Here is a 23,439-nt window from a genome sequence, read left to right on the forward strand (position 1 = left end):
GAAATATAAGTCAGCACATTGAAATTCTACAGTTTAAATAAAAAAGCCCCTGACGTTTCCTTTAGAGAAGCAGTTATTAATGGCATTGCCCCGGATAAGGGACTTTATTTCCCCGAAAACATTGAACGGCTACCCAAAAGTTTCTCTGAAACCATCGAGGACCTTTCAAATCAGGAAATAGCGTTCAATGCCATCCATCAATTCGTTAGTGATGAAATTCCGAACGATGTCCTCCGCGAGATTCTAAAGAATACGTTGGATTTTGAGTTTCCCGTTGTTGAAATCGATAAGAACATTGCTACCTTGGAACTTTTTCATGGGCCCACCATGGCGTTCAAGGATGTAGGTGCACGCTTCATGGCGCAATGTTTGGGCTACTTTTCTAAAGACGAAAAAAATGAGGTCACCGTTTTGGTGGCCACCTCTGGAGATACGGGAGGTGCCGTAGCCAATGGATTTTTAGGGGTGGATGGTGTAAAGGTGGTGATCCTTTATCCAAGCGGAAAGGTGAGTGATATCCAGGAACGTCAATTGACCACCTTGGGGCAGAACATTACGGCCTTGGAAGTGGAAGGTACTTTTGACGATTGTCAGGCGATGGTCAAGACTGCTTTTCTAGATGAGGCACTTTTAAGTAACATGAAACTGACCTCGGCCAACTCGATCAATGTAGCCCGATGGCTTCCACAGTTATTTTACTTTCTGTTCGCCTATAAACAAGTAAAAAGTAAGGGAAGGGAAATTGTCTTTTCAGTACCTTCCGGGAACTTTGGGAATATATGCGCCGGTATGGTCGCACAAAAGTTGGGAATGCCGGTAACCCATTTTATTGCCGCCACCAATGTAAACGATACCGTTCCACAGTTCATGAAAACACGGAGCTACGACCCCAAACCTTCAACGGCGACCATCTCAAATGCGATGGATGTGGGGGACCCGAGTAATTTTGTGAGAATACGACATTTGTTCGAGGACGATTTTAACATTTTAGAGCATCACCTCTCCTCCTACTCCTTTACGGACACCGAGACGAAAAAAGCACTTTTGGATATTTACCAGTCCAGTGAGTACTGTGCTGACCCGCATGGGGCCGTAGGCTATTTGGGACTAAAAAAGTATCAGGAAAAACACCCGGATACCTATGGCATCTTCTTGGAAACCGCACACCCCGTGAAATTTTTGGATGTGGTGGAAGAGACCATTGGCAAAAAACTTCCCCTGCCCCCACAAATCCAAAAGGTAATGGACAAAGAGAAGAAATCGATAAAAATCAAGACTTATTCGGATTTAAGCGATTTCCTATTGAACCGTTAATCCAGCTTTGGCAATTGAAAATCGTCCAACGGACTTGGCTGTTTCATCATGGCCTCGATGGCTTCTGTCGTTCTTGGAGCCATAGCCGATAGATTCACCGGACCCTCATGCGTAATAAGGATGTCATCCTCGATACGCACGGCGATGCCCCACCATTTTTCATCGCAATCGCTGCCTTCCGGAATATAAATACCGGGCTCCACTGTGATGACGGTATTGGCCTGAAACGGACGGTAGGTTCCTTGGTCATGCACATCCAAACCTAAATAGTGGGATGTACCATGCGGAAAATAGGTCCTCGCCTCACTGGCTTCCTTTATGATACCTAACTTCATCAATCCATTCTCCACGATTTTCAAGGCGGCCTTTCCGGGGGCTTGAAATTCAGCACCAACCACACTGGACTTTATCCCTGCCTCTTGGGCCTCATAAACAATATCGTAAATGGCCTTTTGCTCAGGAGAGAATTTCCCATTGGCGGGAATGGTTCGGGTAACATCGGCCGTATAGCCATGATATTCCGCTCCCAAATCCATAAGGACCAAATCATTGCCTACCTCCATTTTATTATTTTCAATGTAGTGCAAAATACAACCGTTATTGCCGCCCCCCACAATGGAAGGATAGCCTTCGTATTCAGCGCCATATTTCTTATAGACGTACTCATGGACGCCTTGGATTTCCGTTTCGGACATGTTGGGATGCAAGGCCTTCATCACTTCAATTTGACCCACTGCGGAAATTTCTATGGCCTTTTTCAATAATTTCAGTTCCTCCGGAGTCTTGGTTTCCCTGAGCGTGGCCATTATTTCTGAAATCATTCTGGAGTCCAAATTGTTGGAAGCCAACACTAAATTTACTTTTTCCTTTACTTCCAGCCTTTTTGATTCATCGGTGGCATTCACGAAGTCCGTCAGGAATTCATCGTCTTTTAGGTTTTCATAAAATGCTAAATACCTACTCACAGCCTTCACAACGTTTTCGGCATTATTGGGTGTGACCGATTGGATCATGGCATACAGATTCTGCTTTATCGGGTCATAATCCGAAGGATAATTAGCCTTTAGTTTAAACGTTTTGATAAGATCGAACAAATCGGCCGCTCCCCTTTTATCACGGTAATCATTCTCAAAATCAAAAAAGGAAACTTTATCGAAGGATTTGAAATCGATGGGAACATCGGCAAAATCACTACCATTGAAAACCTTATCGAAGCCCAGTTGATCCCGTACCCCTTCCACACCCAAACGCTTTCCGGTCCATTGCTCTTCCTTGGCATTTCGCTCCTGTACATATATCATTTCATTAAATTCCTTTCCAACGGCATCGGTTTGCATATCGGAGAAGATAAGCAACACGGCATTGGGTTCCTTATATCCGGTGAGATAATAAAAATTGGGATCTTGATGGTAGATATAATCCACGTCATTGGCCCTGTTGCGTTCCGCATTGGCAAAAAAGACTAGAACACTGTTTGGGGACATTAATTCACGGACTTTCTCCCTTCTATCCTTATGAAATTCCGCTGACAAATAGTCTTGCGGAAGGTTTTGAGCGGTTACCGTTACTATAGAAAGGATGGCAATCCACAGTATAGATAATTTCATAGTCATTCTTTATTATTGCAAATAGGAAAGGACAAGTTACTATAAAATTTGGGGAAAACATACGATGCCCTTAGAATGCTATCCTATTTAATTCCCTTAAATTTGCCATGCACAATTCGATACTATGAAAAATACAGCCTTAACAAAAACCCATGAGCAATTAGGTGCCAAGATGGTACCATTTGCAGGATATAACATGCCAGTTTCCTACGAAGGCGTAAATGTGGAACATGAAACGGTTAGAAACGGTGTTGGTGTCTTTGATGTTTCGCACATGGGTGAATTTTTGATCAGCGGTCCCCGCGCGTTGGACTTGATACAAAAAGTGACCTCCAACGATGCCTCCAAATTGACAATAGGCAGGGCGCAATACAGTTGTTTGCCCAATGAGACCGGTGGTATTGTGGATGATTTGATCGTTTACAAGATCAAGGAGGAACAATATCTTTTGGTGGTCAATGCTTCAAATATAGATAAGGATTGGGCACATATTTCGAAGTATAATACCGATTTCAAAGCAGAAATGCGAAATCTCTCCGATGATTATTCGCTGCTGGCCATACAAGGTCCAAAAGCAGTGGAAGCCATGCAATCCCTGACTTCCGTTGACTTGTCACAAATCAAGTTCTACCATTTTGAAGTGGCCGATTTTGCCGGTATCGAGTATGTAATCATCTCGGCAACAGGGTATACGGGTTCCGGTGGTTTTGAAATCTATTGCAAGAACAGCGAGGTACAGCAAGTTTGGGACATGGTTTTTGAGGCCGGGGCAAATTTTGGTATCAAACCGATCGGTTTGGCCGCTAGGGACACCTTACGATTGGAAATGGGCTACTGTCTGTATGGAAATGACATTAACGATGAAACCTCCCCTATTGAAGCAGGCTTGGGATGGATAACCAAGTTCACCAAGGATTTTGTCAATAGCGAAGCTTTGGAAAAGGAAAAAGAAAAAGGGCCCGAAAGAAAGCTTATTGGTTTTGAGTTGGACGAACGGGGAATACCAAGACATGACTATGACATTGTGGATGCCGATGGAAATAAAATCGGCATCGTAACCTCTGGAACCATGTCCCCTTCTTTGGGAAAGGGCATTGGACTGGGGTATGTCTCGACCGAATTCTCCGCAATTGGAAGTAAAATCCATATTCAGATTCGAAAAAATTCGGTACCGGCCACCGTAGTGAAACTACCTTTTTACAAGGGTTAAATGCTAGATTTCAAAAATATACTACATACCATTTACGAAGAGACGAAGCAGTTGTCCGATACGGGAAGGGTTGCCACTTATATTCCTGAACTGGCCTGTGTACCGGAGGATAAATTTGGGATCTGTTTATTGGATATTGAAAAGGAATCGTATCAAATCGGGGATTTTGACGAGCGTTTTTCCGTGCAGAGTATCTCCAAAGTGCTCACATTGGCCATGGCCATGGGTCTTATTGGTGAAAAAATATGGGACCGGGTTGACGTTGAACCTTCAGGGGATCCCTTCAACCATCTATCCCTTTTGGAACAGGAAAATGGTATCCCTAGAAATCCGTTGATCAATGCAGGAGCCATTGTCATCGCGGATATTTTGGTTAGCGAGCTCAAAAACCCCAAGAAGGAATTTTTGGAGTTTGTACATAAAGTCAGTGGCGACACTTCAATTTCATACAATAAAAAAGTAGCCAGTTCCGAAAAAGCGACCGGATTTAAAAATTATGCTGCCGCAAACCTGCTAAAATCCTACGGCAACTTAAAAAACGATGTCATTGAGGTGTTGGATTTCTACTTTTACCAGTGTTCCCTATCCATGTCCTGTACCCAGCTTTGCAATACGTTCTATCTGTTCATAAACCGGGGCAAGTGCTTACAGAATTATGATTTTTTGACCGTAAGTCAGGTCAAACGGATCAATGCCATTATGCTTACATGTGGCTTTTATGATGAGGCTGGCGAATTTGCATTTGAAGTGGGACTACCCGGCAAGAGTGGTGTCGGCGGTGGAATTGTGGCATTATTACCAAAAAAATTCTGCGTGGCCGTCTGGTCGCCTGGCCTAAACCCTAAAGGAAATTCTACAAGGGGCATGGCGGCCCTGGAGCGACTGACCACATTATCCGATTTATCAATTTTCTAGTTTGGAAAAAAAGAAGGTCTTAATATTAGGAGGAAGCGGGTTCCTTGGCAATGCCATTTATAAGGAATTGTGCAACTATTTTGATACCTATGGAACCTATTTCAATGCACGGAGGTCATTTGAAAACAACAAACAATTTTTCCATTTCAATCTGGAGGAGGATGATATTTTCGAGATACTTGATACCGTTAAACCACAGATAATCATCTCCGCCATACGAGGTAATTTTGCGGCACAAATAACCATGCACCAACATCTGGCGGAGTATATTGGCCAACAAGATTGCAAACTCTATTTTCTATCGTCTGCGAACGTTTTTGATGCCTATAGTAAATATCCTTCCTATGAAAATGACAAAACACTTTCGGAAAGTATTTATGGCCGATTAAAAATAAAAATAGAGAATATGCTCATGCGTTTGCCAAAGGACAAAATGGCCATTTTGAGAATCCCTATGGTATTTGGAAATGGTTCGCCAAGGGTGCGGGAAATGAAAAATCTCATCCTTAACAATGAACCTGTGGAGGTTTTTCCTAATTTGATATTAAATGTGACCAATGATGACAGGCTAACACAACAAATTCATTATCTTATCAATAGAAATAAAACGGGAATTTTCCATCTTGGTAGTACGGATTTGGTACACCATGAGGATTTTATAAAGGAAGTTTTGGAACGTGTGGGTACCTTCAACCCAATAATTAAAAGGGTTTATACCACCAATGAGGACAGATATTTGGCAGTGCTTCCAAAATCGAACTTATTGCCCAAAAATTTAAGATTTACATATCAGGAAATTATAGACCATCATATTATTAAAGAATAACACATGGAAAAATTTACGGACAAACAGATTTATGATTATTTAGGCCAGTTGGACGGCTGGGAATATGTGGACGGAGCCATTGAGACCACTTTTGAATTCAAGGATTTCAAGGAAGCGTTTTCCGTCATGACACGAATAGCTTTTGAATGTGAGGCCCAGGGCCATCATCCTGATTGGAGCAATGTGTATAAAACGGTCAATATTCGGTTAAGTACCCATGAAGCTAATGGCGTTACTGAAAAAGACTTTGTATTGGCAAGAAGCATTGAGGATATCATTGAGAGTGATTAACCGTATACTTTCAAAGACCGGTTTGCGGCTATAAGATTTGGGATTTTTACTAAATTTGCCGGCATTAAAGAAATAGACTATGGGAAGAGCTTTTGAGTTTCGGAAAGCACGTAAAATGAAGCGATGGGCCGCTATGTCCAAGGCCTTTACCCGGATCGGGAAGGACATTGTAATGGCCGTTAAGGAAGGAGGTCCGGACCCTGATGCCAATTCAAGGCTACGGGCGGTGATCCAGAATGCGAAAGCGGTCAACATGCCCAAGGACAACATTGAACGGGCCATTAAACGTGCCACTGACAAAAACCAAGGCGATTATAAGGAAGTACTTTTCGAAGGTTACGGTCCACATGGAATTGCTATATTAATTGAAACCGCAACGGATAATAATACCAGAACAGTTGCCAATATCCGAAGCTATTTCAATAAATGTGACGGAAGTTTGGGAACCTCCGGCTCCGTGGAATTTATGTTCGACCATACCTGTAATTTCAGGATTCCTGCAGAAGGTATCGACCCCGAAGAGCTGGAATTGGAAATGATAGATTTTGGTGCCGAAGAAGTCTTTGTGGACGATGACGGTATTTTAATCTACGCTCCCTTTGAAAGCTTTGGTGCGATACAAAAAGAATTGGAAAATAGGGGTATTGAAATCCTATCCTCCGGTTTTGAGCGCATCCCCCAGGTCACAAAACCTTTAAGCGAGGAAGAAGCGGCCGATGTGGAGAAGCTCCTGGAGAAAATTGAGGAAGATGATGACGTCCAGAACGTTTATCATACAATGGAGGAATAATACTAACGCCAGTTAACCAATCAAGAATTTTTTCGGGTGATGAAAATGATTAGGCAATTCCTGATATTAGTAGCAATAGCTTTAGGAATTACTTTCTTTGTTTTCTCACCAAACAATACTAAAGGAGGGAAATCCAAAAAATTTGCATCCGAAGAAATAGCTCCGGTGGCCCAAATTCAGAACCCTGCTCCCACCCTACTTTTTAAATCCGGATTTGAAGGCGTTTCGCTAAGTGCGCCACAGGAAGGTTACCAGTATTTGACAGGTAAGGACACCGAAACGGGATTTTCCTGGCCGCTATTTATTTTGGGGTCCGACTTTAGTGGCATTCATCGGGTAAATGACGATAATGGTAAGGCTATTTCAAATCGGTTGGAAAAAGCACAAGGGCCAAATGGAACTATTACCACCACGCTGTATCAGGAAGTATCCTATGACGTTGAGGTAACCCAAACCCCGTATCAAATAAATCATATACAACAGAATCCCAAGGAGTTGTACATAAGTTACTGGATGAAAACGGACACCATATCGCTGTTGGGAAATGATGAATGGCGTGCGCTTTGGGAATATAAGACAAAGAACTATGCGGAGAACAACGGTTTTAGGATGATCGCCTACATGGCAAAGGACATTCAGGGAAAACCCTTTTGGTTGTTTCAGGGCGATAGAAATCCGCAAATGCCCGTTTGGCAAGTGGAAAACTATAAAATCCCCTTGATTATGGGCAAATGGTTCAAGCTGGAATTTTTTCTGCGTTGGAGCGATGATTCCAACGGATACGCTTCCATGAAGGTCAACGACCAACTTATTGGGGAACATTATGGTCCAACGACCTACAACGCTGACCCCATGGATTTTATAATGCTCACCCAGGTTTACGGAAATTCGCACCCCATGTACCAATGGATGGACGACCTACAAATTTGGGATGGCGTCCCTACCCCCTAATCCCAACAATAAATACCGAGTCAGGCTAAAAGGTCATTTGACGGATATAATGGCAATCAAAAAGAAACGATTGATTTTAGATTGTTGATATTATTTATATTTGAAAAAAAATTGTTATGCTCCGATTTCATTGCTGTCAGAGTATCCTATAGCCCATTATGAAAACATTAGTGCCATATTTTTTGGCCTTGCTACTGGTCGCCTCCTGTAATAAGGATGGAGGTACCGATCCACTTCCATCCACACCGCAATTATTGTTCCGTTCCGGTTTTGAGGCGAATACCTATATGGATGAAATCAAGGACAGCTATCAGGTCATTCGGGGCATGGACGATGAAACAGGGTTTTCATGGCCCATCAAAATCCTGGGTTCAAATTTTAGTGGCATCCATAGAATTGAAGATGATGGAGGCGCCGCCATTGAGAACTACATGGATACTGTGGAAGGCGTAAATGGCACCCAGACCACGAGCCTTTACCAACGTGTCAATTATGACATCGGGGTAACCCAAACACCATATCAGATTAACAATATCAGGGAAAATCCAAGGGAGCTTTATATGAGCTACTGGATGAAAATCGATGATACCTCCTTGAATGGACCCGATAATTGGCGTGCCATTTGGGAGTACAAAACAAAAAAATACAATACAAGCCGCACGGATGGCTTTCGTATGATCGCCTTCATAGCCACTGACGATACTGGTACTCCCCATTGGCTACTTCAAGGAGACATAAACCCTACGGAACCTATCTGGCAAGTTAGAAACTATCAGGTGCCCATACCTAGGGAGGAATGGTTCAAGGTTGAGTATTTTTTAAAATGGAGCGAAGATTCAGATGGTTATGCTTCCATGCGGGTGAACGGAAACTTGGTAGCGGAGCATTACGGTGCTACTACCAACAGAGGCGACAATTTGGATTTTATCATACTTACCCAAGTTTATGGAAATACCCACCCAATGCATCAGTGGATAGACGATGTTGAGATTTGGAGCGGATTGCCCCAATAATCATTGCCTTAGGATTTCATTTTTAAGGAATTACGGTAGGCTGCATCAAAAACAAAGGCTTTTTTGGTTTGATGTAGATGGTGCATGGCCATAAGGCCTTTGTCAAAAGTTGGATGGTAAACTGCCGTCACCGCTTCTTCATATTCCTCTAAGCTCAACTTTTTGATTTGATTGATATTCAGTGCCCTACCATAAATCCCATCCTCATTTCTTTGTGAAGGTCTAAAGGGTACATTGCCCTTTTTGAAAATACCACCCCCGTTGCGCGCTACACGGGCATCAATAATTACCGGGTTTTGGCGATGGGGAACCAACTCCTTCAGATGTAGTGAATCTACCCGATAGATGAATAGTTCACTGTTCATGGGTGACGCCCCGTCCGCCTGTTTATTAATGAAGAGCCACCGTTGATCGTCAGAATCTGTGTAAAAAAGAGGGTCGGCCACAAGTTCCCCTTCAAAAGCGGTACTGTATAGTTCCCAAGAAACGGGAAAATCGACAGCCCTGTAAAGCTCCAACCTTTTATTCGCCGAGGTTTCCGGCATCAAAAAAATATCCTCTCCTTCCCTGAATATAAAAGGAAAGGAAAGGTGATAATCCATTACCATTACATCTTTGATGTGCTTCAAGGTATTGTCTTCCAAAATTCCACACGAAATTTTTCCTCTTTTTGTATGATAGGAATAGTTTTCAAAAAACACATAATCCCTCCCTTCGTGTTCAAATAGAAAGGGATCGGCCCAGAATTCGTCCTTGGGCATTGGGACCGACTTAAATTTGTCCAACGAAGCGGTTTCAAAATCGCCATAACCTAAAAAAAGTGACCATTTTTCCGGCCGTATTCCAAAAAAAGCATTCCCCAATTTCTCTAATGCCTTGGCCCCTAATCCATTATAAAATCTACCCATATACCTAAAAACATCTGAAAATCCTGGATATTTCAAATTTGGAAGTTGGGAATCGGGTTTTAAGGAAATAGTCCGATTGTCATCAGACAGGGCATTTAATTCCTTCAACACCATGGAAACGGCTCCCTCGGTTACGGTTCTAGATGTTTCGGACATGGACCATGCCCGGTTAAAAAAGCACGTACTTCGTATGTTACAACGATCTTGGTTGTTGTCGGCAATGGTACATAAAGTTGCCCCAATACCCGAATCACCCTCCAAAACCTCCCAAAACCCTATGGGACCGCGTCTATTTTGTTCGGCATCGGAAAATAGTATATTCCAGACACCGTTTTTGGATGCATCAATATCTTCTTCCGATAGCAAAACATCGGTTAGGTTTACGATAACCTCAAAATCAGGGTTTTTAGGACCATCTTTCCTTAAGGAGGCTACATTGATGGTTGTAATAGAAGGATAGGTACTTTTTAAAAAATCCGATGTAACCGATATTGGTTGCATGGTGTTCAAGAGTTTTTTTTCGAAAACCAAATGAAGATTTAAAAGCGTTCCGGCGAGCGAATTTATAGTGGAATTTGGTGCGGTTTCTCGTTTGAAAGCTTGGTCCAAGTAAAGAAACACCGTTTCAAAGTTTTGGTTTTCCACGACACTCTTGACAAATCGCTGCTGCCAATTGTACATTGGTGCATCTGTAGAATAAACGAATCCAACTTTTTTCACCAAAGTTCCTTATTTAAAAAAGGGTTATATCTGCCTAGGCAAACTCCTTGAATTACACCTATCAATGTTGAAGAAGGCAATTAGCCATTATAGCCATACGCATAGCCATAATTGTACTTCCTATGCTTGAGGTTACCCACGGCGTTCACTACATAGGCCATATTTTTTAGCTTTTTGTTTTTGTGCAATTCCTTTGAAAAATGCAATAGGTTTTTGTCCGTCATACCTGAACGCAACACAAATAAGGTGACATCTGCAAGGTCCGAAATAAGGAAGGTATCCGTAACCAACATTGTAGGTGCGGTATCCACTACAACATAATCGTAACTTCTTTTGGCTTCCTCTAAAAATTCAGCAAAACGCTTATTGGAAAGTAGCGCAGGGGCACTTTCTGGAATAAACCCACTTAGGTAAACGTGGTGATTAAAGTTTTTCTTAAAACCGAATTGGATACCATCCTGAAAATCAAACCAAGCATTTTTTAAATAATCCGAAAGCCCAGGTGAATTCCTATCCAAATCCATATAACTGTGCAACTTTGGATTGCGGAGATCCGCCCCAACCAATAGAACCCTTTTTCCCAAACTGGCATAGGCCAACGATAAGTTAAGGGCGGTCATGGTCTTACCTTCTTCCTTGATCGCGGAAGTCACAAAAACGACTTTTCCACCTTCCTTTTTGGGAACTAGGTAATCTGTATTGGTGCTTAAGATTCGGTACGATTCCGCCAATGCAGAGCCCTCTTGGAATCCGTGCATATTCTTTTTGTACTTAAAAAAGGGAATCTCTATCAATGTAGGTATCTCCGGATTGATTTTTTCGATTTCCTCCCTACCTTGGACTTTGGTATCCATGGAAGATTTGAAAAATATGAAGGTAAAGGGCAAAATGAAACCCAATAGCAGTGAAACTGGATACACCAACACTTTTTTGGGCCAAACGGGTTTAAGTCCACTAACACTGTAGTCGATTACTTTGATCGATGAGGCGGGTGCCGCATAGTCAATGGCCGCTTCCTCCCGCTTTCGCAAGAGCAATAAATAAAGGTTTTCCTTGATATTCTGCTGTCTTTCAATAGATCGAAGAATTCGCTCCTGTTCTGGTATTTGTGAAAATTCAGAACCGGCCCTACTCTTTTCCTCATTGTAGGTGCGCAAGGAAGTTCTCATCTGTGCCTCGTAAACCCCAACTGTCTTAAGGATGTTATCCCTGGCAAAATCCAATCGCTCCGAAAGGTTTTTGAGGTTCGGGTGGTCCTTGCCTACGGAAAGCATTAATTTTTGGCGTTCCCTGGCCAACTCGTTATAATCCTGGACCATAGTGTTCAAAGCCTGGTTCGCTAGACCTATATCCGCCGCCAAAAGGCCGTAGGCCTCATCTGAGTACAACGACTTCTTTAAAATGCCAATCAAAGATAGTTGTGTTTCTAATCGTAATACCTCACTCTCACTAATCGTCCTCTTACTCAAGCTCGCGTTGGCATCGGCCTGTATATAGGAAAGGTCTTCCAATTTCTTAAAGTCCTCCTTGCTCAATTCGATGGAATCCAATTCCGTGGACAAATCCTTGAATCGTTGGTCAATAAGGGATAATGTGTGTTGGGCCACAAGTTGTTTGTCCTCCAAACTGTTGCTATCGAATTTGTAAACGATGGCATCCAAAATTGCTTCTGTACGTTGCGTACTGTTGCCTTTCATGGAAAGTGTTATTACATCGCTTTGTTTTTCAGATGTTCCAATTTTCAATGCCTCTGACAATAACATGGTGGCCTGTCTTTTTGAACGTAGCACTGCTCGGTATACAATATCTTTATGGCTATTTACATGGTCAATATCTCCCAAAATGATCCGAAAGGGCAATTTAAATTCCCGGTCACGTTCTTCCTCATAAGAAACAAGGTAGAAGTTACCATCGGCATCCGTAATATTGAATCCTGCGGATGTCATTTCTATTTCGTAGATCAATGGATTGGAGATTTCCTCATCATCCATAAGCTTTTGCAAAACGAAAGGAGCCGTCCAAATTTGGGAAAACACCAAGTTGTTGGACTGGTAATAATCAATATCCAGTCCCAATTCGTCCACAACCTCACCTAAAAGTCGGTAAGATCTTAAAACCTCTATATGGTTTTCCAGGTTCAACCCAAGGTTTGGGTTGTTTACGACCCTATCATTGGGTATGATTTTGGGTTCCTTGGCATCATCCAAAATTTTGATCTTGGCCTCTGTATAAAAGGTCTTAGGTGCATATTTACTATAGTAGTGCCCCAGCACTAAAAAAATGGCACAACTAACCAAGAACCATGGCCAAAACCGAGTGTATTTCAAAAGTATGTCTTGGATGGAAACGGTTTCGTCCTCCTCCTTAAAATCTAAGATATATGGCCTTTCACTCATAATGTACGTGCAATCTTTTAGATACACTTAATGAAAAAACAGAACTCCAATAAACGCTGCATACCTCTATTTTAGGATACTGTTTGATTATATTGAACCGCAGAATTTTAGTAATTTTTTGCAGGCTTCAACGGACGAAGCTACGGATAATTGCCTGCCGTCTAATTATAATTCGTTCAATCCCAATATATTTTCGATAATACGGGGGGCCGTGGCACCATCCCAAAGCGGTGGAATACTACCTACCTTCCAATTCCCGGACAGCAATTTTTCCATGGCGGGCCTAATGGCCTTTGGATCCGTACCCAAAAGTTCGTTGGTTCCAATGGTAATCGTTTCAGGGCGTTCCGTGTTGTCCCTAAGGGTCATACAAGGAATACCCATCACGGTGGTTTCCTCGGTAATACCACCGGAATCCGTAACAACGGCCTTGGCGCGTTCTACAAGATAATTGAATTCCAAATATCCCATAGGTTCCACCAAATGAAGGCGTTTGTCTGCTATTTTAAGCCTTTCCAAAACTTTCGCCGTTCTAGGATGTACTGGAAATACCAAATCGTAGGGTGCGGAATGCAGAATGATCTCATCGATAAGGGTCTTCAAATTCGCTTCCTCGTCCACATTGGCCGGTCTATGTAAGGTCATGACCATATAACTTTTATCTTGCAATCCAAGCTCGTCCCAAAAAACCGGTTTTCTAAAACGGGGGCGCTGCTTTAAAAGCGTATCGATCATTGTATTACCTACATAGAAAATTGTTTCAGGTTTTGCCCCACTTGCCAAAAGGTTTTGGTTCGCCAATTCTGAAGTGGTAAAATAGTAATTGGTGATGGCATCGGTCAAAAGCCTGTTGATTTCCTCGGGCATACTCCAATCGTTTGATCGTATTCCGGCCTCTACATGGGCCACTTTTGTATGGAGTTTTTGGGCCACGATGGCACAGGCCATGGTAGAGGTGACATCCCCCACAACCAAGACCAGACTTGCCGGATTGTCCAAGAGTTCCTTTTCAAACTTTAGCATGATCGCTGCCGTCTGTTCCGCTTGCGTACCTCCTCCGGCCGCCAGGTTTACGTGGGGTTCCGGAATTTGAAGTTGCTCAAAAAAACTTCCGGACATTTTCTCGTCATAGTGTTGACCGGTGTGGACCAACCTGTAGTCAATCTCCTTTCCTTGGTCTCGTGCCTCTTCCAAGGCATGAATGATTGGTGCAATTTTCATGAAGTTGGGTCTTGCACCAGCAATAATGGTAATTTTTTTCATCTTCAAATTTCTTCGGTTTGATGGAGTCATTTTTAGGACCTTGTTGACAAAAGGGAGACGCACTCTTGTTCCGCCGCTTCCAGTTCCACAGTGGCAACCTTTGCCCAATCTATTTGCTTTATAGCCGTATCCAGGTCCACAAATTCAAAGTCCTGAATCCATCGCTCCAATTTTGACTTGCAATTTTTAAGGCCTACATACGACTTGAATTTTCTGAATGGAGAAAGCCCCTGTAGCATGGGCTGTCCATGATCAAAATCCCTTGGGTGGAAATAGGTCATTATGTAATCCGAATTTTTACTGAATTGCTTGATGAACGGATATGGAAATAACCTAAAATATCCTCCACCCGAAAAGATAAGTTGCCGACCCATTACAGGGTGCGTATTAATAGGGAATTCCTTTAACTCCACACCGTTGTATCTAAGTAGGGAAGGTTTACTTGTCCCGTATTCGGATAGTCCACCATGACCTCTCTTGGCAGCAAACACGGAGGAATCGACCGTGATACCCAATTCATATAAAACCTCAAATGCCCACTTATTGCTTTCAGTAATGGAAAAACCGGGAGCCCTGAATGCGCGGACTTTTTTCCCGGTACAATGCTCCAGGGTCTTTATGGATTTTTCTACGTCCTTTTTAAAAGTCTTTCTATCCTGTTCGTAGGCCAATTGATGTAAATGGGTATGACTACCAATTTCATATCCCTTTGAGGCAATTTCACGCACCACCTCAGGGAATTTTTCTGCTATCCAACCCACAACAAAAAATGTTGCGCTCAGGTCTCCCGTATGTAATATATCATGGATGGTTTCCATATTTTGATGGATCCGCGCTTCAAAATTGGCCCATTCCTTAGGGGTTTTTGTATACGGATTGTCCAAAATATGATACCACTCTTCAATGTCAAAAGTCAGAATATTCATCTAGTAAACGTATTTTGAAATATAGTGCCCAAAAAATACCGAAGATTTTAAAGGCTGTAATTTCCAGATTTTTGTTAGAAATGTCATTTCCTTCAGAGATGCTCCCACAGGCTCCGAATAATTATAATAAATGGGAAGCTCCAAGGGGTTCCACTGTTTTTTAAACCGATGGTTGTTGCTCTCTTTCGTAGACCTACCAAAAGAGAAGTAGTCATACTTTCCGATGGAGTTTTTCATCATTTCCCAACAGATCAGGGCATGTAGATTGTGTTTGTCATAGGCACAATCCGTGGCAGACCAGCAGATTTCATTAAAATTCAGGTAGGACAAGGAAAACCCGGCAGCAATCACTTTGTCACCCTCGTTAATTACGGTAATGCCCGCCTCACCAAATTGATAGTATTCCAAGAGGTTTTTGTAAAAAATCTTACCTATGGTAGGAGACCCAAATTTCAACATCTTTTTACTGTACAGATCATAAAAATCATCCAACAGTTCCAAGCCGCCTACCCTGACCGAAAAATCCAGATTTGAGGCCTTCCGAAGCTTTTGGCGCAGTTTGGATTTGAAGGTCATTATCTGTTCCTTGACCGTAGGTTGTAGTGGTACGACACAGCTGATTTTTTTATCGAATACCTCCCCCGTCAATTTTTCAAAAGATCGAACCTCGAACTTTTTGGTAGGGAGCATCTCGGATACTTTATACTTCCTTTTAACAGTATGTTTTAAGAATGGGCCTCCATAGGAAAAATGGGGCATTGAAACCAATTTCCTCCCTATTTGAACGGTTGGAAAAAGCCCTATCACCTCACCATGTTCCTTTACTGCATAGTTAAAGGACTTATACCCAAAGCTTTTCTCCAATATTTCGCCCAAGGATGGGTTATGCGCTATGGTTACCATTTGGTGTTCCTTTTCATGTTCCAAAAAGGAATTCCAAACGTTTGTATCCTGGCACAACTCCAAAACAGCACGTTGATGAACTGTATCATTAGGGTTATTGGTCATTTTATTTTTTTTGGTTTCCATACGCTGTCAATACACATATTTGGAGATGTATTTCCCAAAAAGAACAGATGTTTTAAATGGCTGGAGCTTCCAGAGCTTCGTTAAAAACGTGAATTCCTTAATTGATTTTCCTACGGAATGGGAGTGGTTAAAAAAGAGTGGCAATTCTATGGGGTTCCATTGTTTTTTAAATCTATGGTTGGTACTATTGACCGTGGACCTTCCCATGGAAAAATAACAGTAACCATTTGCAATGGAGTCCTTAATGATATTCCAGTATAACAAAGAGTTTACATTATACTTGTCATACTTTTTGTCTGAACTTACCCAGCATAGTTCATTAAAATCCTTATAACATAGCGTTAGTCCGGCAGCCGCAACATTCCCATTGGAATATATTGCGGAAATTTGGGCCTTGCCATGTTCATAATCAGACAAGAGGTTCCTAAAAAAATCCTTCCCCAAGGGAGGCGAACCTTTTTGGAACATTCTTTTAGAATAAACTTTATAGAAATCGTCCAGCAGCTCTAAGCCTCCATGCATCGTTTGAAAATTTCTTTTTCGAGCCTGTCTAATCTTTCTACGCGCCGATGAGGATATGTTCATAAACTGTTCTTCCGGACAATTCTTGAGTTTCACCTTGGACAGGATTTTATTGGCATAAAAATTATCCGTCACCTTCTGTAGCCCCCTGACCTCAAAACTGGTTTCGTTCAAAAGGTTGGAAACCTCTAGATTTTCCTTGGACTTGGAACAAAAAATAGGACCACCATATGAAAAATGGGGCATGGATACTAGTTTTTTACCCACCTTTACAGCGGGAAGGACACCAATGATCTGGTCATCCTTCATGATAAACATATTCTCTTCCTTGTAACCAAAGGTCTTGGCTAAAATGCGTCCCAAGGAAGGGTTGTGGGCAATGGTAACAAGTTGTCGCTCCTTCTCCTCCTCGAGGAAACCGTTCCAAGCTTTAAAATCGGATGCTTTTGCGAGATGTATCATAGCCTGTTCAATATTAAATTCATAAAAAAGGGCAATACCCTAATATCTCTCATTACACGCTTCTTGGGTTCTTTCATGGTCCTGTAAACACCCTCGAGGCCATTTTTGATCCACCATTCCGGTGCCCTGTGAACTTTGCCGGTAAAAACATCAAAACTTCCGCCTAGTCCTTGATAGACGGCAGCATGTAGCTTCGCCATCTCTTCCATCAAAAGCTCCTGTCTGGGGCTGCCCATGGCCACAAAGACCACATCGGGGCGTTTTAAAGCAATTTCTTCCAATAGGTCTTCCTTTTCTTTTTGATCCTTTAGAAAACCGTTGCGGTATCCCACTAGGTTCATATTGGGATACCGTGTCTTTAAAAGCTCCACCGTTTTGTTGATAACCGCATCTTCCCCCCCCATGAGAAAAAAACTCTTGCTGTCATGGTATTTGGCCACAATATCCAACCAGAGCTCACATCCCGGAATTTTCTGGACATTTTTATGTCCCTTTCTATTGAGGGCCCAAACAGCACCTACGCCATCAGGATACCCCACATTCCTGTTGATAATTTCCTTTGAAAGGTCCGTGGCATGATGGATTTTTTCGGCATTTACGGCAACCAGGATATTCTTGTTCTCGAATACGTAGTCCAGTAGTTCCTCGCGCGAATTGGGAACGGCGGTCTTGACCCCGTTCAACATTTCCCAAACCATATTTTTTTTAGTTAGTGTCATTAGATTCGAACCAATAATAAATGCTCAGTAATAGAAAGATTTGTTTCTCCTTATTATATCCCGATGCGTGATCGTGTAAAATTATAGATACCGACGATAGGTTGAATACCTTTGAAAAGGCCGAAGAGGAATCCAACAATAACCCTTTCAAAGTTTCCATTTCTTCCCGGAACCACCTATTGGTAGGGGATTGAAAACCTTTCTTCTTTCTATTGATTATCTTTTTTGGCAATAATTTTTCAGCATAGGCCTTGTGTATCAATTTTCCTTCACGGTAATTGACCTTTCGTTCCAAAGGAAGTGATTCCATAAAACGCACCAATTCCAGATCCAGCATGGGAACCCTACATTCCAAGGCAAAGTTCATCGTTATTTTATCCGTATAGTTCAAAAGGTCGTCTGAGAGGTTGAGACGGGTATCCAGGGCCATCAATTTTTCGGCAGGATGGATACGGGATTTACAGTCCAACGTAGCATAAAAATGACCTATCAAATCTTCACTGAGATTGTCTTCTTTCCCAATTAACGCCTGAATTTCGTCTTTGTCAAAAATTTCATATACCGAAAGGAACCGCTCCATTTCATTGGTAATTTCCATGGTCTTGGCCCCACGAATCAATTGATCGTTCCTGGTTCCCAAAAGTTGAAAAGTGGGTTTCAATACGGACCTTATCGGGGATGGCAAATGTTCCCTGATAATTTCCGAACGGTATCGGGTATATCCCCCTAAAGGTTCATCGGCACCTTGACCTGTCAATACAACCTTTACATGCCCCGAAGCCAACTTGGCCAAGTAATACATGGGTATCATCGAAGTCGTTGCCAAGGGTTCTTCCACAATACGGGAACACTCCTTTATCAAGCCGAGAAAATCATGAAACGAAATCTTCTCCACGTGATGTTCAAGGCCCAAAAGCTCAGCGGTTTCCTTGGCATCGGCTATTTCGTCCTCTTCGAACTCCCCTTCAAAACCAATGGTAAACGCCTTCAATTTTCCGGTATAGTGCTTTTTTGCAAGTGCCGCGATCATGGCGCTGTCTATACCGCCACTCAATAATACCCCAACTTCAACATCTGATAATAATTGTCTTTTTACGGATGCTTCCAGAATATCCCCGTACGCATCCACCAATTCCTTTTTACCGCCTTTTATGGTTTTGGGCAATTGGGAAGCATAAAAATGGGATTCATGGGTGATTTTGGCATCGGAAATATCCCAAGTAATACTATGACCGGAAGGGACTTTTTGAACGTTTTTAAAAAGTGTCCTAGGAGCGGCATTGTATCGCAATCTCAACAAACTGGCCAGTGCCTGTCCGTCGAGTTCGTTCTCATTCAGGAGTGCCTGAATCGGTCTAATTTCGGATGAAAAAACAAGTCCGTTGTCACTATGGGAATAATACAAAGGTTTTACACCAAAGGGATCCCGGGCTAAAACCATTCGCTTCTTCGCCTTATCCGCAAAGGCAAAGGCAAATATTCCATTAAGGTCCGCAATGCCTTGCTCTCCAAAATGAATGAGAAAATACAACAGGGTTTCACTGTCCGAATGCCCCTTAAATTCGAAATTTTTGGGTAACCGTTGTCTTAATTCTTGATGATTATAAATTTCACCGTTAAAAATGAGGACATAATTTCCACAAGGGGAAACCATGGGCTGATGCCCTGCTGGACTCAAATCGACTATAGAGAGCCTGCGATGTCCAAAATGCACTTCGTGTTCGCCACTTTGGAACCTTTCGATACCAAAATCGTCCGGACCCCTATGTGCGATCAAATCAAGGATATCCTCCGAAAAGGGTATGTTTACCGATCCTAAAATTCCGCACATATAGCTAGTTTGTTAGTGTTTTCATGCAAAAGTTACCAAGGACAAAGAAAATCCATCGTAACTGCAATAACATAAAAACACGATTAAACACCATAAGCGATGGACAAAATGAAAATGGACAAAAAATAACCGTTTCAAAAAAAGGAATGCCGCTAGACGAACGACGTTTATTAACTACAAAATGAACATCATCGGGACTCTAAAGTTTTATTTTTGAAAAAGATGGAATGCGGAAAGCGCATATAAATAGGGCATTTTGGCCCAGCGTAAGGTGTTTTTGTTTTTCCGGAAATGGAACATATCAATGACCGAATAAATGTCTTCTCCCTTCCCAAACTTTACATCTATGGCACTTGCCAGTTTCTGGGCAAAATCAAGATCCCTCAATAGCACGGCCAAATGTAAAAACTCCGCATTGTCGTACAAATCGTATTTTATAATGGACGGTTTGTTGCTAAGGCTGAATCTCTTGAAAAGTCCATCCTTAGATGCGTAAAAATGAAGCTTTAAATAATCATAGCCCATGTTTGTGGTTTTCTTCACATCGTTTAAGGGTACAATTTGATGCGTTTTATGGATATTCTTAAGCACGAAACAGCTATGGAAACAATCTATAAAGGAATCTTCATCCTCGGGCGAATACAACCATGAACCATCGTTTCGCTGCCTGTTTTGAATAAAGGCGTACAACTTGCCAATTTTTTCCTTGATAGCATCTTCTTTATCGGGGAAATAGCCTAAAAAAATAGCATAGGCGTACATGGTGTAGGAAACCGCATTGGTGACCAGTCTGTCCTTGGACGGGCCGTAGGAGGTGGCCATTTCGGTATCGTCTTCATAAAGGACCTTTATGTCGTTTTCATAAAAATCAAATATGCTTTTTATGTGCCGTATATAGCTCGTATCCTTGGTTATTTGCACATACGTATGTATCGCTTCCAGGGCATAGGGGGTGTGGGTACTGAACGGCGTGTTCTCATTGTAGTCCAAACCCTCGCCGGCGGCCCATTTAAAGCCTAATCCCCAACAGAGTCCGGCATAGCCTGTACAGGTGTTCTCAAGTAGCCAGTCCAAATGCAATTTGGCACCCTGCAACAATTCTTCTTTATTTTCTCTTTTATAGAGATTCAAAAGTGTAAGTGCCGCCATGGCCCTTGCGGTTGGGTATTCCCTTCTTTTGTATCCGAGCCGGGTATTGTTGTTTAGGAAATGGTCAAATAGTGTTAAAGCGGCTGCGGGAAGTATTCCCAAATACTTGTTTTTATTGAACAGGGACTTTACCTGAATGCCCAAATCGGTCATCCATATATCATACGGGTCGTAACATGACAGGTCATCCTTCATGCAAACCGACGCTATCCTATTCAATTTTTTATCTTCATTCATAGCATCATGATGGAATTATGGGCGTCCGATAATACTTTTAAAAGACTCGGCCAATCGATGGGCCACCTTGTCCGACGTGAGGTAATTGAAGGCATACCCATGATTATTAGTGCCGATTGTGACCATCTTTTCGGTATCTGAAATCAAATCTTGTAACCGATGGACCATATCCTCCTTCTTTAAATCCACAAAATAGCCCATCTCCTTATCCTTAAAAAAATATTTCAGTCCGCCAACAGCCGTCGTAATTACGGGCATTCCAAAGGCCATGGCTTCCAGGACCGATGTGGGAAGCCCCTCCGTGTAACTGGGTAGGCAATACACATGGGATTTCATCAATAGGTCCTTTTTTTTATCTCCTTCCACATGTCCTAGCATTACGATATCAGCATCGTTCTTGGTTTCGTTGGCCACAAGCTCCATTTCAGCTCCGTCCCCGGCAATAAAAAGTTCGATGTTGGGGAACGACAACTTGAGCTTTCTATAGGCATCGATCGTTTCGTAAATTCCTTTCTCCTTTACCAATCTGGACATAAACAGGATTCGAAGGTTTCCTGAATTTCCAATATGTTCATTTTTGTCCTTGATAGAAAAACCGGCAATCAGCCCACGTTCAATGGTCGTGGTCGCTATGGATATTTTGCCGGTATAGCCCCATTCCCGGAGTTTGGTTTCAAAATCCTTGGAGAGGACAAAAATCTGTTCGGCTTTAGCGAATGAACCCTTAAAAAAGCCTACATAGCTCTTGGTTACATTCCTTTCAAAATCCAGGTCCCAGCCATGAAAAAAGACCACGAACTTCCTTTTCCTCATGGCCAATTGTTTTGCAAATAATCCGTCCCTAAAGAAACTACGGGCGCCTAAAGAAGGGTTGAGTACCACCAAATCCACCTTCTTAAGGGAACCCATAAGTTTCCATTGATCCAAAAATGGGCCTAAGGGATTTTTGCCGTGCCCTCCTATTTCCAAAGGTGTAACTTTCAAATCCTTTTTTAGGTGAAACTCGGGCAAGAGGGCATTCCAAAAGGAACTTACCCCTCCCGGAGTTTTAAGGTTTGGTACGGTCACAAGAATCTTTGCCATGGGCGGTCAATAACTTTTAAGGGATTTAATGCGCGGTGGCAGGTATATATGATTTTTCCATATTCCTCTTTTTTCTTAGAACGCTCACTTTTTTAAACATTATGTCCTCAAACTCCAGTTTTACGTAGACAAGTACCATAAAGACATCCAGCTCAAACCACATTCCCCCTTGGGTCAGCATCAAGGACAGGTACAGAAAATATACGGACAATGCCAAGCGATACGAAGGTCTATTCTTTCTTTTCCAGATAAATTTAAAGAGTGAAATAAGGTATCCGAAGAAAAAAACGATTCCCAAAACCCCATTCTGGCCCAATTGGGTAAAAAACTCGTTATGGGCGTACACGCGTATCCCGGTCGCCTCCTTTATCTTGTCTACCAAGGCATCGAAGCCAAAACCAAAGAGCATTTCAAAAAGGTTTCCACTGTACCATAATTCAACTGCCGTTTGCCAAAAAATGAGTCGGCCAGAGCCTGCTGCGGTCTGTTTACCGTTTCGTATGTCAAAAATCCGGTTGTAAAATGTCTCGTTGGTTTCCAAAAGATAAAAGAATCCAACGCCCAATACAGCAACGGCGAGGGTCGCCGTAGCGATTTGCTTTATGGAGAATTTCTTGGGAAGAAACAAGAAAACGAGCCCAATGGCCAACATGGCATATCCCGTTCTAACATAGGTCAAGTAAACCAGGTAAATACCAAATGCGACGATGGCGTAATTCAATTTCGTATACTTGATGATACTCGATTTTGCCTTTAAAAAGGCGATCATTATCAAAACTGCGGTGGTGGTAGTAATGGCGGCACCGTGCGTATTTTGGAACATACCTGAAAAAGTACCGAAGCTTTCATAGTCTACCGTATCCTTTGCCTTGGTTTCCAAAATGCCCAAAATAAAGGGAATCCCGGACAAAATCACGAACTGGGCAAAACCTAAAAGAATCTTGTCCAAATTCCTAAGGTCCTTTATCTTGATCATAGCATATTCGAACATGAGCGGAAACATCATGTATCGGACAAAATCGATGATGCTGGCAAAATAGCTTAATGAAAAGTTTGCCGTCACCAGGTTTTTTCCGGCCCTGGCGTAGGACCATTTTAAGAAATTCGGTTTTCTCCGATTACGGATGATCAAAACCTGCCAAACCAAAAAAAGAAAAAGGGGAATCTTCCAGAATTGGGAAAACGTGGTTGGGCCCACAGGTACGGGTCCTAAATAGATCAGAACGAACAAAACCCCATAAAGTGCCAGTTTTTTAATATCGCTCATTGTAATTAGT

At 42.3% G+C, this 23,439-nt stretch carries 20 protein-coding genes; 8 read left to right on the forward strand and 12 right to left on the reverse strand.

The features are described 5' to 3' along the window. Positions 1-18 precede the first annotated feature (18 nt). Positions 19-1,314, forward strand: a complete 1,296-nt coding sequence (thrC, locus tag ACZ41C_RS01580) for a threonine synthase (RefSeq protein ID WP_464563842.1) — start codon at positions 19-21, stop codon at positions 1,312-1,314. On the opposite strand, the gene ACZ41C_RS01585 is transcribed toward thrC, so the two are convergent. Then, positions 1,311-2,921: an aminopeptidase P N-terminal domain-containing protein gene (locus ACZ41C_RS01585; protein ID WP_464563844.1), complete on the reverse strand. Its 1,611-nt coding sequence runs from the start codon at positions 2,919-2,921 to the stop codon at positions 1,311-1,313. The two genes, thrC and ACZ41C_RS01585, sit on opposite strands and share 4 nt — an antisense overlap. Before the next feature lie 124 nt (positions 2,922-3,045). Here ACZ41C_RS01585 and gcvT point away from each other — a divergent pair, with 124 nt between their 5' ends. The 7 genes from gcvT to ACZ41C_RS01620 all read left to right on the forward strand — a co-directional run bounded on the left by gcvT (position 3,046) and on the right by ACZ41C_RS01620 (position 8,917). Continuing rightward, entirely contained in the window at positions 3,046-4,131 is a 1,086-nt protein-coding gene (gcvT, locus tag ACZ41C_RS01590; protein WP_138258634.1) for a glycine cleavage system aminomethyltransferase GcvT, read from the forward strand. Beyond that, positions 4,132-5,046, forward strand: a complete 915-nt coding sequence (locus ACZ41C_RS01595; RefSeq protein WP_464563847.1) for a glutaminase — start codon at positions 4,132-4,134, stop codon at positions 5,044-5,046. A gap of 1 nt (position 5,047) precedes the next feature. Next, complete coding sequence (locus ACZ41C_RS01600; protein WP_138258636.1) at positions 5,048-5,872, forward strand: sugar nucleotide-binding protein; 825 nt, start codon at positions 5,048-5,050, stop codon at positions 5,870-5,872. 3 nt (positions 5,873-5,875) lie between these two features. Further along, positions 5,876-6,163, forward strand: a complete 288-nt coding sequence (locus ACZ41C_RS01605) for a 4a-hydroxytetrahydrobiopterin dehydratase (protein WP_138258637.1) — start codon at positions 5,876-5,878, stop codon at positions 6,161-6,163. Positions 6,164-6,242: 79 nt separating this feature from the next. Further along, positions 6,243-6,953, forward strand: a complete 711-nt coding sequence (locus ACZ41C_RS01610) for a YebC/PmpR family DNA-binding transcriptional regulator (RefSeq protein ID WP_138258638.1) — start codon at positions 6,243-6,245, stop codon at positions 6,951-6,953. 39 nt (positions 6,954-6,992) lie between these two features. Beyond that, entirely contained in the window at positions 6,993-7,904 is a 912-nt protein-coding gene (locus ACZ41C_RS01615) for a hypothetical protein (protein WP_138258639.1), read from the forward strand. A 158-nt stretch (positions 7,905-8,062) separates the two neighbouring features. Beyond that, positions 8,063-8,917, forward strand: coding sequence for a hypothetical protein (locus tag ACZ41C_RS01620; protein ID WP_138258640.1), 855 nt, complete (start codon positions 8,063-8,065; stop codon positions 8,915-8,917). Between the two features lie 8 nt (positions 8,918-8,925). On the opposite strand, the gene ACZ41C_RS01625 is transcribed toward ACZ41C_RS01620, so the two are convergent. The 11 genes from ACZ41C_RS01625 to ACZ41C_RS01675 all read right to left on the reverse strand — a co-directional run bounded on the left by ACZ41C_RS01625 (position 8,926) and on the right by ACZ41C_RS01675 (position 23,429). Continuing rightward, positions 8,926-10,545 carry a glucosamine inositolphosphorylceramide transferase family protein gene (locus ACZ41C_RS01625; protein WP_464563851.1) on the reverse strand — a complete coding sequence of 540 codons (1,620 nt, stop codon included), beginning with the start codon at positions 10,543-10,545 and terminating at the stop codon, positions 8,926-8,928. Positions 10,546-10,625: 80 nt separating this feature from the next. Next, positions 10,626-12,941, reverse strand: coding sequence for a GumC family protein (locus tag ACZ41C_RS01630; RefSeq protein ID WP_138258642.1), 2,316 nt, complete (start codon positions 12,939-12,941; stop codon positions 10,626-10,628). A gap of 165 nt (positions 12,942-13,106) precedes the next feature. Beyond that, positions 13,107-14,204, reverse strand: a complete 1,098-nt coding sequence (wecB, locus tag ACZ41C_RS01635; RefSeq protein WP_464563853.1) for a non-hydrolyzing UDP-N-acetylglucosamine 2-epimerase — start codon at positions 14,202-14,204, stop codon at positions 13,107-13,109. A gap of 32 nt (positions 14,205-14,236) precedes the next feature. Further along, positions 14,237-15,130 (reverse strand): polysaccharide deacetylase family protein, encoded by an 894-nt coding sequence (locus ACZ41C_RS01640; protein WP_464563855.1) that lies wholly within the window; start codon positions 15,128-15,130, stop codon positions 14,237-14,239. After that, positions 15,131-16,138, reverse strand: coding sequence for a GNAT family N-acetyltransferase (locus ACZ41C_RS01645; RefSeq protein WP_154918683.1), 1,008 nt, complete (start codon positions 16,136-16,138; stop codon positions 15,131-15,133). It abuts the gene before it with no gap. A 27-nt stretch (positions 16,139-16,165) separates the two neighbouring features. Beyond that, entirely contained in the window at positions 16,166-17,143 is a 978-nt protein-coding gene (locus tag ACZ41C_RS01650; RefSeq protein WP_464563858.1) for a GNAT family N-acetyltransferase, read from the reverse strand. Further along, a complete protein-coding gene (locus tag ACZ41C_RS01655; protein ID WP_464563860.1) occupies positions 17,140-17,862 on the reverse strand; it encodes a WecB/TagA/CpsF family glycosyltransferase in 723 nt (240 codons plus the stop codon). The genes ACZ41C_RS01650 and ACZ41C_RS01655 overlap by 4 nt, the downstream gene beginning before the upstream one ends. Further along, on the reverse strand, positions 17,849-19,693 hold the full coding sequence (gene asnB / locus ACZ41C_RS01660; RefSeq protein WP_464563862.1) for an asparagine synthase (glutamine-hydrolyzing): 1,845 nt from the start codon (positions 19,691-19,693) through the stop codon (positions 17,849-17,851). Before asnB ends, ACZ41C_RS01655 begins: the two co-directional genes overlap by 14 nt. Positions 19,694-19,900: 207 nt before the next feature. Beyond that, complete coding sequence (locus ACZ41C_RS01665) at positions 19,901-21,079, reverse strand: hypothetical protein (protein ID WP_464563864.1); 1,179 nt, start codon at positions 21,077-21,079, stop codon at positions 19,901-19,903. A 15-nt stretch (positions 21,080-21,094) separates the two neighbouring features. Beyond that, positions 21,095-22,162, reverse strand: a complete 1,068-nt coding sequence (locus ACZ41C_RS01670) for a glycosyltransferase family 4 protein (protein ID WP_464563866.1) — start codon at positions 22,160-22,162, stop codon at positions 21,095-21,097. A 25-nt stretch (positions 22,163-22,187) separates the two neighbouring features. Further along, positions 22,188-23,429, reverse strand: a complete 1,242-nt coding sequence (locus ACZ41C_RS01675) for an O-antigen ligase family protein (protein ID WP_464563868.1) — start codon at positions 23,427-23,429, stop codon at positions 22,188-22,190. Positions 23,430-23,439: the final 10 nt, after the last annotated feature.

This window comes from Maribacter sp. C-4077 (assembly GCF_055378385.1).